The sequence below is a fragment of the Pseudomonas sp. SDO52101_S400 genome (assembly GCF_054071635.1).
Map to the genome: position 1 here is coordinate 91,838 of NZ_JBSVWF010000003.1, position 14,237 is coordinate 106,074.

The window sequence follows — 14,237 nt, forward strand, 5'->3', positions numbered from 1 at the left end:
TCCCTGCTCATGGTTTCACGGTCACTTGCGGGCCGAGGCCGTCGCCAGTGCGGAAGGTTGGCAGCGCGGCGGAGTTGACGTAGCGCACGCCATCCCAGCTCGGCAGCGGTGTCGGCATCAACTGCAGTTGCCCGGGTTTCTCCAGGTCCCAACGCAGCAGCATCGAGTTGTCCTCATGCTGGGTGTTGTGACAGTGCTCCATGTAAGTCCCGGCGAATTCGCGGAAGTTGATCGCCATTTCCACGCTGTCCAGCCCGTCGGCTTCGGAGCCGATGCGATAGACGTCCTTGCGTGCCCATTTTTCCCACTCAGGCGGGGCCTTGCCGCCACGGCTGAGGATGATCCCTTCCTCGAAGTGCACGTGCACCGGATGGCTCCAGCCCTTGCCGCCGAGCTTGATGTTCCACACTTCCAGGGTGCCGAACCCGGCGGTACCGGCGTCGGTCGGGCCGCTGGCCAGTTTGGTCGAGGCGTTCAACCGGCGCGGGTCCATGTGGAAGCCGAAGCCGCCATCGGTCTTGACCGTCCACGGTGCTTCATCGGTGCCGTCGCTGCGGCCGAAGGTGAAGGTACGGTGACGGGCGTTGGCCAGCCGCGCCTTGTCGGCGGCGTTGTCGCGGTGAATCTTCAGCGGAATCATCACCATGCCTTCAGCCTTGCCAGGCTTGGCCGGTTCGTAGGCCGCCGGGTCCATGGCCAGATCCTGGCCGGTGTAGGCCTTGACGTTGAGCTGCAAGACCTTGCCCACCGCCGGATCGCCCTTGTCCCATTGCGGGCCCTTGCTGGTCTGTTTGATCACCGCCAGGTACTTCTCGGAGAGCACGTCAGACAGCGAGATCGTTTCTTTCGGGCCTTTGCCGTCGTCCTGGGCCTGAAGGTTGACGAAGAACAGCTTGTCACCCGGTTTGATGCCGTTTTTCGAGAAGTTGACGATGATGTCGAACCGCTCGGCGATGCCCTGGGTCGGCAGGATCGCGTTGTGGTTCTGTTTGTCGCCGTCGGCATCGAGGTCCATCGAGCCGTCGAACGGCACGCTGTGCTCCATGATGTTGCCGTCGTTGGCGATCATGTGAAACGGCACGCGGCTATAGGAAACGCCGGAGTTCTTCGGCCCCTGGAATTCGCCGCCGGTACCTTTGATTTCCCTTACCAGCGCGAGTTTGAAGTAGCGCGACACCGAACCGTTGAGGATACGGAACCGATAACTGCGCGCGCGCACGTCGAGGGTCGGTTTCCACTGCCAGTTGACCAGCACCTGATCGCCGATGAAACCGTCGGTGTTGAACGGGTTGAACCACAGCTGGCCTTCCTGATCCCAGGCCTTGTCAGCGAACACCAGGTTGACGTCGTAGTCGCGGTTACCCCACGGCAAGGCGCTGCCGCTGGGGAAACGCAGGTTGACCCCGTCGTTCACCGATTCGTTGCCGCGATCCAGGGCGCTGTAGTAGTTCATCATCGCCGCGTTGCCCTTGTAGACGTTCTGCGCGGTGAAATCGAGCATGTGGTCATGGAACCAGTGAGTGCTCATGGTTTCGCGCCAGTCGCCACGGATCTTGATGGTGCCGTGGTCGCAGGTCTTTTTCGCAGGCTGCAGGTCGTTGACCCACAGGGTTTCCCCCGGTGCACAGGGGAACGCTGCACGCGGGTCTTCGGCCTTGGTGTTGATGCTGTCGTAACCGGCGAGCTGGATCGGCCAGCGATAGTCGTAGTACTGGCCGGGGAAGAAAAACGCGTTGGCATAGCCGTCGCTTTCCGCCGGCGCGTGGCCGTTGTGTTCGTGGGTGGTGATGGTGTGCAGGCCGAAGCCCCGGTTGGCCGAAGGATCGATCGGCAAGCCGTTGTAGTGACGCATCATCACCGGTTGGCCGTAACGCACCATCAACAGTTTCGGCGGCAGCGTGCCGTCGAAGGTCCACACCGAGTTGTGGTTCTGTACCGGCATGGCCGGATGGAAGCGTGGATCGACGCCCTTGGCCGTGCCATCAGTCGCCGGCACGCCAGCAACGTTGTGGTACAGCCCGCCGGGGCCGAATTCGCCCACCGCATAGCCATGCATTTGCCGGCTGTCACGCAGGCCGCCATTCAGACGCGCGCCGGTCTGCACGGTCTTGTAGGCAACTTGCGGGTAGAACTCGTTCCAGCGCTGGTGAGCCCAGCCTTTTCCCGGTGGCCGGCCTTCGGCGGACGAGCCGATGTGGCGGTTGAGGAACAACTCGATCTGCGCCTGCCACGGGTTGCGGTCGACTACGTTGGAGAACTGGCTCGGGAACGGTGTCAGCCCAGGCTGACGCAAAAACGCGTCCAGCGCCGTGCCGGGCGGTGCGCTGCGGGCAACGCTGTTCGGGTCCTGGGCCGGCGCCGGGCCGATGGCGGCTGGCGGAAAACTCAGCGGTGCGGCCGGTGTGGTCGGGTCGAGTTTTTCCGGGCCGAACTCTTCGAACAGGGTCAACTGCTGGGTGAATGGCTGCGCGCCATAGAGCGGGCTCGGCTTGCCGTTCGTGGGGTAGTTGAAACTGGTCTGCACGGTGGGCGGCAGGATATTTTCCGAACGCGTGGTGTTGCGCGTGCCTTTCACCCCGTCAGGCAGATCGAAGGAATCTACGTTGGCCTCGGGCATGGTCAGGATGGCGTTGAGGGCCGCCGGTTCATCGGCCGGCTCGTCGTAGTACGCCGACGGGTCGGAGGCTTCCGGCTGATTCTCGTCATCGATCGGGCTCGCTCGAACCCCGGCCATGGTGCCGAGGGTCAAAGCCAGAAAGACGCTTAACGACGTCAGCAGGAATAACTTGTTGGGGTAACGCGTTGCTCTGTCCATCACCAGCCGCCTCATCTAAGGAAGGGGTGATGGTGTTTTGCAATTACCTCGCCAAAGTATTAATCCCCGCTGAAACAAGCTGTTACAGACGCTGTTGCATTCCCCACTCCCCGGTGACTGGGGCCTGACACCCGCTCCTGGGGGAAGTTCACCCCAACTTACTGGATGAGCTGAAACGCCAGACGAACGGTGGTGCCCTCGCCCTCTCGGCTGTCCAGCGTCACGCCGCCGCCAAAGCGCTCCATGATCCGTTTGACCAGCACCAGCCCTACGCCGAGTCCGCCCTGCTTGGTGGTGAAGAACGGCCGGAACGCCATGCTGCGCTGTTCTTCGCTCATGCCTTTGCCGGTGTCACTGAGCATGACACTGACGCCACGATTATCCGTCGGCTCAAGGGTGATGGTCAGCGTGCCGCCCTTGTCCATGGCTTCCAGGGCGTTGGCCAGCAGGCTGTTGAGGATTTGCGTCAGTTGCACAGGCTGGCTCAGCACCATGGGCGTTTGTTGCGGATGAAACACCACGTGCACACCGGCCCGGGCGATCTGTTGTTCGAACGCAACCAGACTTTCATGCAGCGCCGCCACCAGGTTCACAGGCTCCGGCTCGTCGTTGAGCGGTCGCAGCGATTGCAGCAGTTCGCGCACCCACTTCGACATGCGGTCGACCTGACCGATGATGTCTTTGATGTTCTTCTGCGCCGGCCCCGCGTCGAACTCCAGGGCCAGTTCGGCACTGGAGCGGATAGTCGCCAATGGATTGCGCAAACTGTGCGCCACCGCCGAGGACATCTCACCCAGCGCGACAAAGGTTTCATTGGCAACCAGTTGTTTTTGCTGCGCAGCCAACAGAATCGCCGCCCGGCGCACGATCCAGTACAGCCCCAGATAAATCAGCCCGCCGCCCAGCGCGGTGGCCAGCCAGATCAGGGTCAGGCCACGCTCCATGCGGGCGATCAGGTCTTTGGGTTCCTTGTAGATCTCGACCATCGCCGTGACGTTCTTGCCATCGGCGTCGAACAACGGGATGTAGTTTTCGATAAAGATGTAATCCGGCGGCACCACGAACTTCTGCTCCTCACGCCCCTTGTCGACGTCGTGATAACTGGCCGACACCGGAATCTTCTCGTTGAACGCGCGATCGAGGTCTTCGTCGGCATGGATACGGGTGTTGACCAATGCGGGGTTGGTCGACCAGATCACCAGGCGATCCGGTGCATAAACGTTGGCGAGGATCACATCCGGCAGGTGCGCAATGTGATCGAGAAACTCGCCCCGGGCGCTGGCCCGGGCTGCCGGGTCGACATCGGGAAAGTCCTTGTCCTGGCGCGGATCCAGCAAGTCACCCATGGTGCGGATATTCGGAATCGAGACGTGGCGTACCTCCGCCGACGCGATGGCCTGGATGAACTGCGCGGTCAGCAAGGCATCGCGCTGCACGCTTTCCTCGATCACGAACCGCGTCGACACCGCCCCCAGCGCCAGGGCCACGGTGCCGATCACCGCCATGCTGATGAAGGAAAACCAGCGCAGCAGATTGAACGGTTGCCTGCGCGACCCCAGGCGCAGGCTGCTCTCCTCGACCGGTAGCGATTTTGATTGCATGTTCATGGCGGCGACTTCCCGATACGTCCCTATAGGGTTATAGCCCACGGTTGGGTGATTGCCCGGATGCGGGGGGTGAACGGCCCCGGTGTCGCCGTTCAACGGAGTCGAGAATGCGCTGAACAGATCAGCGGCTTACAAAGCTATGCAACGAAGAAGGTTATCGATCCTCACGGGTGTGCCACAGCCGCAAGAGGTAGATGCTTGACCCCACAATTTCGTACCGCATCTCGTAATGCCCAACCAGAATCCTGCGCACATCACGCGGTTCGAACTCTTCCAGGCGTTCACCCAGGCGAGGGTTGCCCATCAGCATCATTGGCGCGGCGGTGAGTTGTTGAATTGTTCGCGCGGCGGCCGGTTGATTCACCGCCGATAAAAATTCGTAAAGCCTTGTGAGATCGGAAAGACCTTTGCTGGTCCACTTCAACTCCATCAGCGGGGTACCGCGAGAGGCGTATCGGTACTCAAACTGTCGGCCCACGCCTGTACGGCCTGATGATCAATGACCCGGCCGGCATCTACATCGGCCAGAGCCTCAAGCGTCAGCCGGCTGCGTTCCTCCTCTTGATCAATCCAGGCGCTGAGGGCTTGTTTCACAATCCAGTTGCGCGAACGCTCCAGACGCTCGGCCATCAGATCGACCTTTTCAGCCAGTTGCACTGGGACATGTGCAGTCACAGAACGGGTTTTCATTGTTGTAGCCATATGCAGTTGACTCCTGAAAAGTGAAGGCATCGGTTGCTCACGATGCGGCAACTTATGCTCAGGCTAGCCTCGATGATTGCTTTTGCGCGACCACGATACAAATTGAATCAAAGTTAATCACAATTGCCAGACACCTGCCACGGCACCCGACGGAATACGGAGACCTCCTCAGGAGAAAATCTGCGTGATGAGTCAGACAGTGAGCGCCTCCCCCACAATCCCCAATGCTGGGGACTGTCGCCCGATGTCCGCGCTGCAAAAAATCCCCCCTTCTCACTCGCCAGCCCTTGCACCACGGGCCTCTGCCGCTCGTTGCCCGGCCGTTGGTATGGAAGTTGTAAAGCCCCTCTGCAACTGACCCACCCCCAAGGGGCAGGCACTTCGATAGAGGGATTAACTCATGCACCCTTTACTGTCCAAAACCGCGGCCGTCCTGGTCGTGAGCGCCTTGGCCCAGGGCATTGCCCAGGCCGCTCTGTTCGCCGTCGATCCCGGCCCCTACGCGAACGCTACCGGTGGGTTTGCCAGTTGGTATCAGGACACCCACGGTCGTACGCTGGATCTTTGCCTGTCCAAAGCACTCAGCTCGCGCGTGCCGAGCACGCCCGGCGCCCCTTCGTACATGTGCTCGCTGATTCCGACACCCGGTGTGTTCGACGACGCCCAACCGATCGTCTTCCCGAGCAATTTTCCCGACGAAGCGTTCTGGTTCACTGCCGACGGCACCGTTGTCGATGCCGCCCGGGGCATCAATCTGTCCTACGGCTCGGCCGTCGAAGCGGCATTCAGCGGTGGCGATCCGGTGGAAGGCGACCAGATCAGCTTCGCCCGCATCCGCATCCGGGTCGATGTGCCCACCGCCGGTACCTACGTGATCACGCACCCGTACGGCGTCGAAGTGTTCAACGTCGACACCCCCGGTCGCCGTGCAATCAACATGACCCGCGACATCGGCATCGGCAGTCCGAAAACCTACGACGGCGCGCTCAAGGGTGACATCGGGCCGTTCCTGCGCAGCGTCAACGGGCCCTACACCGAAACCAATCCGGTGAGCGGCGGCGCCGAGCAATTCATCGGCGACCCGAACCTTGAAGAGGCGGTGACCGGCAGCCCGTTCAACACCAACTTCATCCGGATCGAAGGCCCCGGCGGCATCGACTTGCGCACCACGGTGTTTGCCGTTTCCGGCAAGTTGTCGACGGTGGTGCGGCCTACACCGCTGATCACCGAACGCAGCACCTACTCGCGCAAGCCCGGTGACAGCGCCCCGGTGGCCCAGCAAGACGTGTTCGTCAAAGCCCCGCCCGCCCCGGCCACCGTCGCCGTCACCAGCAGCACGCCCGTGCTCAACCTCAAAGAGGCCGACAGCACCGGCAGCTGGTACGCGCAATCTCAGGTCAACCCGACCTTGCCGACCACCCTGCAGGTGACCGCCGACAACCACCTGGCCATCGCGACCAGTTCGCCGACCACCCTGCCGATGAATCTGACCGACCTGGTGGTGATCCAGCGTGCCGAGTACAGCCTGAGCTCCGGGCAACTGACGCTGGTGGCTTCGACCAGTGACGAAACCTCGCCGCCGGTACTCACCGCTACCTCCGGCAGCGGCGCCGCCATCGGTGCGCTGGGCGGTGACGGCGCAGTGAAAACCCTGACCACCGGGATCTCCCCGATTCCACCGGCCAAGGTTCGGGTGACGTCGTCCAACGGCGGCAGCGATACCGAAGAAGTGGTCATCGTGCAATGAACGCTCACATGCCCAGATCCGCATCAGGAGGCATCATGAACAAGTGGCCACGCTTCGCGCTCAACGCGCTCGGGCTGACAATCTCGCTGACCGGCAGTGCGTTCGCGCAACTGGCCGCCGTCGATCCCGGCCCCTACACCTTCGCCACCGGGAAATTCCCGATGTGGTACCAGGACAACAACCTGCTGTCGATGGAACTCTGCCAGTCACGCGCCGCCAGCTCGCGAGTGCCGGCCGCCACACCGCCGGCGTACATGTGCACCCTGCTGCCGGAACCGGGGATTTTCGACGATACGCTGCCGATGGTCTTCCCCGACAACTGGCCGCCGGAGGCCTTCTGGTTCCTGGCGGAAACCAACATCCCCAACAACGGCGCCGGTTTCGGTATGGATGCCTACGTCGCCGGGGTAGAAGCGGCATTCGCCTCGGGAAACCCGGTGGACGGTGATCAGCAAAGCTTTGCGCGGATTCGTATCCGGGTGAACGTCCCCGTGGCCGGCACCTACACCATCACCCACCCGTATGGCGTCGAAACGGTGACCGTCACCACGCCAGGCCGGCGGGCGATCAACATCACCAAGGACGTCGGCATCGGCGCCCCGGGCAACTTCAGTGGCGCGCTCAACGGCGCCATCGGGCCTTTCCTGCGCAGCATCAACGGCCCGTACACCGAAGTGAACCCGGACAGCGGCAGCATCGAAACCTTCGTCGGTGACCCGAACCTCACCGAAGCGGTGACCGGCAGCCCGTTCAACACCAACTTCGTGCGGATCGACGGTCCATCGGGCGCAGGCTCGATTCAGACCAACCTGTTCACCGTCGCCGGCAAGGTTCTCGACAGCCGTCAGCAAACCCACGTCGACCTTGATCGCGCCACCTACCGCCGGACATCGGCCGGTGTGCGTACCGAAGTGTTCGCCAAGGCCGACAGCAGCTCGACCCTGTGCTTCCGGGAAACCCTGGCGTTGCTGCCCGGCCCACCGAAGACGCCCTGCCAGACCAGTCTGTTGGGCGACAACAACGGCCTGTTCTTCGGCCAGCGCCTGGGCAACGGCACCTTGCCATCGGTGATCGTCGTGACTGCAACCAACCCGGCCGGGACAACGCGCCCGACTTCGGTATCGGCCAAGCTCACCGACGTGGTGAAAATCCAGACCGCCCGCTACAGCTGGGCCAACCACAGCCTGCTGATCGAAGCCACCTCGACCGATGAAGTCGCCGTGCCGGACATGGTCGCCCAAGGCTACGGACGCTTGTCGAAAACCGGAACCCTGCAAAAAATCACCGTCGCCGACCTGACCCAGCCACCGGCCACCGTCACGGTCAAATCCGCCGCCGGCGGCAGCGATACCGAGCCGGTCGTAGTCGTCGGCAATGCGCCGGACACTGGTGAAAACCAGGCGCCGCTGTCGGTCGCCGACACCGGAAGTACCAGCTTCGGCGTACCGATCACCCTCAATGTGCTGACCAACGACAACGACCCGGACGGCAACGTACCGCTGACCATCACCGCGCTGACTCAACCGGCGGCTGGCCAGGGCACCGTCGCCCTGAACGGCACCACCTCGGTGGTCTACACCCCGCCAGCCGTGGTCAACGCCCCGCTGACCACGACCTTCACCTACAAGGCCCAGGACAGCAAAGGCCTGGCCTCGGTGAACCCGGCCACGGTAACCATCAGCGTCGCGCCGAACCGGCCACCGACCGCCGTCGCCGACAGCGTCGCGACCCTGGGTGTGGCGATCCCGATCAACGTGCTGGCCAACGACACCGATCCGGAAGGCAACGTGCCGCTGGGCGTCGCCAGTCTGACCCAACCGCCGACAGGACGCGGCACGGTCAGCACTGACGGCACGGTGATCACCTACACCCCACCGGCCACCGTGACCACCGCTTTCACCACAACCTTCACCTACATCGCCCGGGACAGCTTCGGCGCCCAGTCGACGCCGGCGACCGTCACCGTGCAAGTGTCGCCACGGCCAGCGGCAGAGACCTTCACGATCACCACCTCGACCGTGCAGGCCCGTTCCGGCAACCGCTTCAACTGGGACTTCGCCGGCACCTCGTCGGTGACCACCGGCAACACCATCACCGTGCAGGTCACCACCCCGACCGGGCTGGTCACCCTCGGCACGACGACAGTGCCGGTCACCGGACGCTGGCGGCTGACTCTGAACAACACGACGGTGGTGCCATCGGCCAACCCGACGGCCACCATCCGATCGTCCCAGGGCACCGTGCGCACTATCTCGGTGACCACGCTCTGAGCCCACGCCCCACCTGCTTTCGGGCAGGTGGGGCAACGTTCAACGGTTAATGCCCGACAGGATTTTCGCCATGAACACGCCGACCGCCGCCCTGCTTTGCCTGCTCGCCCTGTGCGGCAGTGCGGGCGTGCGCGCCGACGACCTGATGGACAACGACGACCTGGCGCCCTCCGCCGACCTCGGCGAACTGCCGCCCCCCGTGGGCCAGCAAGCCCTGATCGACCAGAACGGCCAGGCCAACCTCGCGCTGCTCTCGCAGAACGGTCAGTCGCTGCTTGGACGGATCGTGCAGTCGGGCAGCAATCAGGAGGCGTACATCCTGCAGCAAGGCAGCGACCTGATGGCCTTGATCACGCAAAACGGTTCCGGCAACGCCGCATCGATCACCCAGAACGGCAGCCACAACCGCGCGCAGATTTCGCAAAACGGCAACAACAACGACGCCAGCATCGAGCAGGCCGGCACGGGGCTGCAAAGCGCCGTGACCCAGTCGGGCAACGGCATGAGCGTTTCGGTCAAGCAATATCGCTAAGCACTGCAATCATCGGAGAGTTCATCATGTTCAAACTGACGCCCCTCACCGCCGCCATCCTGGTCATGATCAGTGCCCAGGCCATGGCCGACGACAGCCTGTCCACCCAGAGCCAGGTCGGTACTGCCAACATCGCCGATGTGAAGCAGACCCAGGCTCCGTTCAGCAGCGCCACCCAGACCCAACTGGGCCAGGGCAACGACGCCGCCGCCGTGCAAGACCACGCCAGCAGCGTCATCACCCAGGACGCGGTCGGTGACTACAACGCCGCCTATGCCGAACAACTTTACGAAGACAACGGCACCATCACCCAACAACAGACCGGCGCCTTCAACACCACCCACGCCAGCCAGTCGCTGGGCTTCGGCTCACCCAACACCGCGCTGCAGCAGCAGCAAGGCACCGGCAACTTCTCGTTCGTCTACCAGGACTCGCAGAACGGCAGCGAAGGCAAGACCTTCCAGTTCGGCGACAGCAACGAAGCCAACATCGAGCAACTGTACGAAGGCAGCGGCAACAGTTCGGTGATCACCCAATACGGCACCGCCAACTACGGCACCGCCGAACAGGTCACCCACAACGGCGGGCAGATCGGCATCAACCAGGCCGGCGAAAACAACTACGCCTACGGCGACCAGCGCAACGGTACCGGCGGCAACATCACCATCAACCAGTTCGGCAACCTCAACGGCACCGAGATCTGGCAGGACACACAACTGGCCAGTCAGGCCACCGTCAACCAATACGGCGACAGCAACGAAACCGTGGTCGACCAGAGCTTCGGTGAAAACAACACCGCCGCCGTCACCCAGGTCGGCAATACCAACGCCATCTACGCCGACCAGTTCGAATCGGTCAACTCGACCCTCGCCCTCTATCAAGTCGGCAACGGCAACGTGCATTACACCTACCAGAGCGGCGACGGTCACACGCTCAACGCCACCTCCGTGGGCAACGACAACAAGGTCTACGCCAGCAACTGGAAAGGCCCGCAACACGGCGGGCAATTCGGCAGCAACCAGCGTGCGACGATCAATCAGGCGGGTAACGGCAACATCGCCAGCTTCACCCAGGACGGCGTCGGCCACGTCATGACCACCCACCAGACCGGAACCGGCAACAAGACCACAGTCAGCCAGGCTGATTCCTACAACGAGCTGTACTTCGATCAGAACGGCAGCGACAACATCCTGATCGCCGATCAACGCGGCACCACCAACCTGGCCCAAGGCACCTCGAACGGCACGGGCAACAGCACAGAATTCGACCAGTCCGGCACCGGCAACCAGGCCTACACCGCGCAGCTGTATGGCAGCGACAACATGATCACGGTGAAACAGGCTGACACCATGAACGTGGCATACGTGACCCAGGGCGGGACGGGGAACATTGCCAATGTGGATCAGAGCGGGATGACGCAGACGGCGAATATTCAACAGTTCGGGTCGGCTAACCAGGCGACGGTTTTGCAGCAGTAAGGGTTGGGTGTTGGGAAACCGCGATCTGTTGGGGTCGCGGTTTTTTTTGCGCTGACGCTCGAATGGCGTCCTACGGAAAACGGAGCGTTTTCAGAAAATCGGGGATTTTTCTGACGAATTCTGGCGGTTGGCCGTCGGAAGTGCAGGCTCTAGGATTTGCCGGGACACATTAATCCTCAAGGATCTTGGCCTACATGCAATTCATCCAGACAGCGACGACAGCGATACCCGGAGGTTCCATGATCGACCCACTGTGCCCGGTTGTTTCGGATCTTGATCCTGAGGAACAATCTGCTAGTTATGATCGTTGGTTTAGGGCCGACGTACAGGCTTCTCTCGATGATCCGCGTCCGAGCATTCCGCATGACCAGGTGATGGCCGAGATACATGCCTTGATGGAATCGATGCGCAAAAGGGCTGATGCTAATTGAGATGAAATATACGACTTATAGCGGCTCGAGCCTTCTTGCCATCTGCCTCGTAAAGCCCCTGCAACGAAGCCTGATCAGTTAACCGATGGAGGCGAAAATGGTTGTAGAAGGCTTGTCCCAATCGCTGGTTATCAAAAGAACCCATTTCCCACAGGCCCAAGAATTCTGCATAGGCTGCGCTGTCGATTTCCAGTGGCGGTGAACGGTCCATGCACTCCTCAAAAATAGTTAGTCGTCAGGAAGCAGTAGAGTAACCAAAACCGGCATTGCGCTTTTCTACTTTTCACATTGCAACGCAAAGCACTCACCCCGCCTCATGCTTTCTTCGTTTGTCCTCCATCAGGGCCGACATTTCAGCCATCACCTGCGCATTCGGAATGCTGGGTCGTGGGTCATCGATTGAAGCCTGTACTTTGGCAATCAACCAGCGGTCGTAGCTGGCGGCCTGCTCTTCGCTTTCGAAGTCTGAAACGATTGTGGAAATCAGGGGATCCATGGTGGCTCCAATTTGAAAATGAAAAACGCGGCCCTGTTCTTGGGTCGCGTTTTTTATTGGGGATGGATCAGTCCTTCAGCTCGACGTGATCCAAAGCCTGATTTACGGCCAGCTCGCTCAGCATGACGATCTGGGCGATGCCCAGGGCGGTCTTGCGGTGGGCGGGGTCGAGGGTGGCGGCGAAGTTGTTGAGCATTTCGCTGGCGGAGCCCAGGGACTCGCAGGCGTTGGCGAGCAGGGATTCGGTGTTGTAGACCGGGTTGGCCAGGTACATCGGGGCGGGTTCGTTGACGCTGCCCATGATGTGGGCGCCGGGGCATAGGTAATGATCGAGGGCGCGTTCGGCGGCTTCGTGGAGTTTTTTCGAGTTGATGGAGGTGTATGGGGAGGTTGGGTCGGTTTCGAGGTTGGCTTGGATTTCGGGCGGGTTGGGTGTTGGTTTCTTCATGATTTTTTACCCTGTATGACGGTTATAGCTGGCCCTATTCGGTTTCCAAGCGAATAGGTGGCAGCTGTACGCAGGCTGGAAACCCGGGACAGAGCAACCCGGCAGACACGAGGTCTCCTACGCACAGCCGCCATAACAAAGTGCACACCATGAAGGTGCGCAGGATACGTTATGAATGGCGCTTGTGCGCTCTGTTGTTACGCGGGTTTCCATGCCCGATCGCAGAATTGGCAGCGACCGAAACAGGCTAGAGCCCGCGCTTCCGACGGACAACCTGAAAACCTTGTGGGAAGGATCGGTGTATTCAGACACGTTTTTAAACAGACTTTAGGACGCTGGCCCTCACCCCAGCCCTCTCCCGGGGGGAGAGGGAGCCGATCGAGTTGTTCATTCGAGTTACATCGACCTGAACCATCGAGCTGAACTCAAGCTTTCAAAACAAAAAAATCAAAACCAAATCCATCTACACAGTCTTTCGCCCTCACCAAACCAAACAATGAGCGTTAGCTCGAGTAAAGCTTTTGACGTGCTGGCCCCTTCGGAAGGCGGAGTGGAGGGATTCATCCGGGGGTGGGAGCGCAGCGACCGTTTGGCGAAGCCAAACACATCGAGAGGAGGTGCAGCGAAGCAAACCGGAGGCGATGCCCCCGGATGAATCCCGGAGCGAAGGAACCCCGAGCCCCAGCGAGGGGCCGAACGCCGGGGCCAAGCCTTTTGCTTACTTTTTGGCGTTTGAAAAAGTGAGCCGCTGTAAGAGCGGAACAGCCAGCGGCAACACCCGAAGAAACGGATATACACACAACCCCAAAAGAACCTGGTCGGCCCTAAGGCCGCCACGTTCACTCCGACTCAGGATCCACCTTGTTCTGAGTCAAATACCGATTCAAAGTCTCATCCGCAGCAGGCGAAGAATTGTCCCCGGCAACCTGCCACAACCGCCGCTCAATCCCCTGCGCCAGCAAATGCCCCACCGCCGCCTCAATCGCCGAAAGCACACACAACTGAGCCGGCTCATTGGTCGTATACCCCGCCTCAGCCTCAAGCAACTTCTTGAACTCGATAAACTTGAACACCCCGGCACTGCGCGCCACCGAGTAGATCGTCTTGCTGGTCATCACATTCGCCAGCACCTGCCCACTGCGCACATCCACCGCCCGCAAGTTCACGGTCACTTGGTCAACCCGGTACTCCCGGGACAGATCAATCCCCAGATACCGCGCCCCTTCCCCGCCGCTGCGCACATTGGTGTCGTAAGCGATGATCCCGCCCTCAAGCATCATGTTCGCCGCCTGCAACGGCGGCAGTTCCGCCTGGATGTTCACCGGCGTATTGGGCTTTTTCTGCGACGCACGAATGATCTTGCGTTCGGTCAGCAGGTTTTGCAGCCCTTCACGCTCCAGCACCACAAACCAGCCACTGGCCTGCAAGGCATCCATCAACATCGACGCCGCGCCCTGGGTGACGCTGGTGGAAAACGAGCTGGCCGGGGTCGGTTTGTACTGCCCGGTCTGGTCACGGAAGCCGTACACCACCGCCATCAGCCGGCCCTTGGGTCGCGGCATTTTCAGCAAGTCGTAGTAGGTCGAGGCCCTGGGGGTCAGGGTCGGAGTGTCGGTGTCCTGCTCGGCCGACATCGGCTCGCGCAAACCACACCCTTGTAATGCTGCCAACATCAGCCCTAGCGCTATTATTTTTTTCATGTCCTTCACTC

At 61.3% G+C, this 14,237-nt stretch carries 13 protein-coding genes; 5 read left to right on the forward strand and 8 right to left on the reverse strand.

Annotated elements, in window-relative coordinates:
• Nucleotides 1-7 precede the first annotated feature (7 nt).
• From ACW9HX_RS01975 to ACW9HX_RS01990, 4 genes are all read right to left on the reverse strand, one after another.
• Complete coding sequence (locus tag ACW9HX_RS01975) at nucleotides 8-2,815, reverse strand: multicopper oxidase domain-containing protein (RefSeq protein WP_457379293.1); 2,808 nt, start codon at nucleotides 2,813-2,815, stop codon at nucleotides 8-10.
• 158 nt (nucleotides 2,816-2,973) lie between these two features.
• Nucleotides 2,974-4,422 carry a sensor histidine kinase gene (locus ACW9HX_RS01980; RefSeq protein ID WP_457379294.1) on the reverse strand — a complete coding sequence of 483 codons (1,449 nt, stop codon included), beginning with the start codon at nucleotides 4,420-4,422 and terminating at the stop codon, nucleotides 2,974-2,976.
• Between the two features lie 154 nt (nucleotides 4,423-4,576).
• A complete protein-coding gene (locus ACW9HX_RS01985; protein ID WP_119429842.1) occupies nucleotides 4,577-4,852 on the reverse strand; it encodes a type II toxin-antitoxin system RelE/ParE family toxin in 276 nt (91 codons plus the stop codon).
• Nucleotides 4,852-5,124, reverse strand: coding sequence for a CopG family ribbon-helix-helix protein (locus tag ACW9HX_RS01990; protein WP_119429841.1), 273 nt, complete (start codon nucleotides 5,122-5,124; stop codon nucleotides 4,852-4,854). Before ACW9HX_RS01990 ends, ACW9HX_RS01985 begins: the two co-directional genes overlap by 1 nt.
• A 400-nt stretch (nucleotides 5,125-5,524) precedes the next feature.
• Between ACW9HX_RS01990 and ACW9HX_RS01995 the strand changes: the two genes are divergently transcribed.
• The 5 genes from ACW9HX_RS01995 (at nucleotide 5,525) to relB (ACW9HX_RS02015) (ending at nucleotide 11,582) form a co-directional block, all read left to right on the forward strand.
• Complete coding sequence (locus tag ACW9HX_RS01995; protein ID WP_457379295.1) at nucleotides 5,525-6,871, forward strand: hypothetical protein; 1,347 nt, start codon at nucleotides 5,525-5,527, stop codon at nucleotides 6,869-6,871.
• A 35-nt stretch (nucleotides 6,872-6,906) separates the two neighbouring features.
• The gene (locus ACW9HX_RS02000) at nucleotides 6,907-9,141 is read left to right on the forward strand and encodes an Ig-like domain-containing protein (protein WP_457379296.1); all 2,235 of its coding nucleotides are present in this window, start codon (nucleotides 6,907-6,909) and stop codon (nucleotides 9,139-9,141) included.
• A gap of 70 nt (nucleotides 9,142-9,211) precedes the next feature.
• A complete protein-coding gene (locus tag ACW9HX_RS02005; protein WP_134826195.1) occupies nucleotides 9,212-9,673 on the forward strand; it encodes a curlin in 462 nt (153 codons plus the stop codon).
• Between the two features lie 26 nt (nucleotides 9,674-9,699).
• Complete coding sequence (locus ACW9HX_RS02010; protein ID WP_457379297.1) at nucleotides 9,700-11,151, forward strand: curlin; 1,452 nt, start codon at nucleotides 9,700-9,702, stop codon at nucleotides 11,149-11,151.
• Nucleotides 11,152-11,390: 239 nt separating this feature from the next.
• Nucleotides 11,391-11,582: a type II toxin-antitoxin system RelB family antitoxin gene (relB, locus tag ACW9HX_RS02015; protein WP_457379298.1), complete on the forward strand. Its 192-nt coding sequence runs from the start codon at nucleotides 11,391-11,393 to the stop codon at nucleotides 11,580-11,582.
• Here relB (ACW9HX_RS02015) and ACW9HX_RS02020 read toward each other — a convergent pair.
• From ACW9HX_RS02020 to ACW9HX_RS02035, 4 genes are all read right to left on the reverse strand, one after another.
• Nucleotides 11,575-11,793, reverse strand: coding sequence for a hypothetical protein (locus ACW9HX_RS02020; RefSeq protein WP_457379299.1), 219 nt, complete (start codon nucleotides 11,791-11,793; stop codon nucleotides 11,575-11,577). The genes relB (ACW9HX_RS02015) and ACW9HX_RS02020 overlap by 8 nt on opposite strands.
• 93 nt (nucleotides 11,794-11,886) lie before the next feature.
• On the reverse strand, nucleotides 11,887-12,078 hold the full coding sequence (relB, locus tag ACW9HX_RS02025) for a type II toxin-antitoxin system RelB family antitoxin (protein WP_457379300.1): 192 nt from the start codon (nucleotides 12,076-12,078) through the stop codon (nucleotides 11,887-11,889).
• Nucleotides 12,079-12,145: 67 nt separating this feature from the next.
• Nucleotides 12,146-12,526, reverse strand: a complete 381-nt coding sequence (locus tag ACW9HX_RS02030; RefSeq protein ID WP_457379301.1) for a DUF6124 family protein — start codon at nucleotides 12,524-12,526, stop codon at nucleotides 12,146-12,148.
• Nucleotides 12,527-13,365: 839 nt separating this feature from the next.
• The gene (locus ACW9HX_RS02035) at nucleotides 13,366-14,226 is read right to left on the reverse strand and encodes a CsgG/HfaB family protein (protein ID WP_457379302.1); all 861 of its coding nucleotides are present in this window, start codon (nucleotides 14,224-14,226) and stop codon (nucleotides 13,366-13,368) included.
• Nucleotides 14,227-14,237 lie beyond the last annotated feature (11 nt).

Excerpts from the sequence above, each read along its gene's own strand:
- ACW9HX_RS01980 (WP_457379294.1), bottom strand. The coding sequence starts at position 4,422 with ATGAACATGCAATCAAAATCGCTACCGGTCGAGGAGAGCAGCCTGCGC.
- relB (WP_457379298.1), top strand. The coding sequence starts at position 11,391 with ATGATCGACCCACTGTGCCCGGTTGTTTCGGATCTTGATCCTGAGGAA.
- ACW9HX_RS02020 (WP_457379299.1), bottom strand. The coding sequence starts at position 11,793 with ATGGACCGTTCACCGCCACTGGAAATCGACAGCGCAGCCTATGCAGAA.
- relB (WP_457379300.1), bottom strand. The coding sequence starts at position 12,078 with ATGGATCCCCTGATTTCCACAATCGTTTCAGACTTCGAAAGCGAAGAG.
- ACW9HX_RS01995 (WP_457379295.1), top strand. The coding sequence starts at position 5,525 with ATGCACCCTTTACTGTCCAAAACCGCGGCCGTCCTGGTCGTGAGCGCC.
- ACW9HX_RS01975 (WP_457379293.1), bottom strand. The coding sequence starts at position 2,815 with ATGGACAGAGCAACGCGTTACCCCAACAAGTTATTCCTGCTGACGTCG.
- ACW9HX_RS02000 (WP_457379296.1), top strand. The coding sequence starts at position 6,907 with ATGAACAAGTGGCCACGCTTCGCGCTCAACGCGCTCGGGCTGACAATC.
- ACW9HX_RS02030 (WP_457379301.1), bottom strand. The coding sequence starts at position 12,526 with ATGAAGAAACCAACACCCAACCCGCCCGAAATCCAAGCCAACCTCGAA.
- ACW9HX_RS02005 (WP_134826195.1), top strand. The coding sequence starts at position 9,212 with ATGAACACGCCGACCGCCGCCCTGCTTTGCCTGCTCGCCCTGTGCGGC.
- ACW9HX_RS01990 (WP_119429841.1), bottom strand. The coding sequence starts at position 5,124 with ATGGCTACAACAATGAAAACCCGTTCTGTGACTGCACATGTCCCAGTG.
- ACW9HX_RS02010 (WP_457379297.1), top strand. The coding sequence starts at position 9,700 with ATGTTCAAACTGACGCCCCTCACCGCCGCCATCCTGGTCATGATCAGT.
- ACW9HX_RS01985 (WP_119429842.1), bottom strand. The coding sequence starts at position 4,852 with ATGGAGTTGAAGTGGACCAGCAAAGGTCTTTCCGATCTCACAAGGCTT.
- ACW9HX_RS02035 (WP_457379302.1), bottom strand. The coding sequence starts at position 14,226 with ATGAAAAAAATAATAGCGCTAGGGCTGATGTTGGCAGCATTACAAGGG.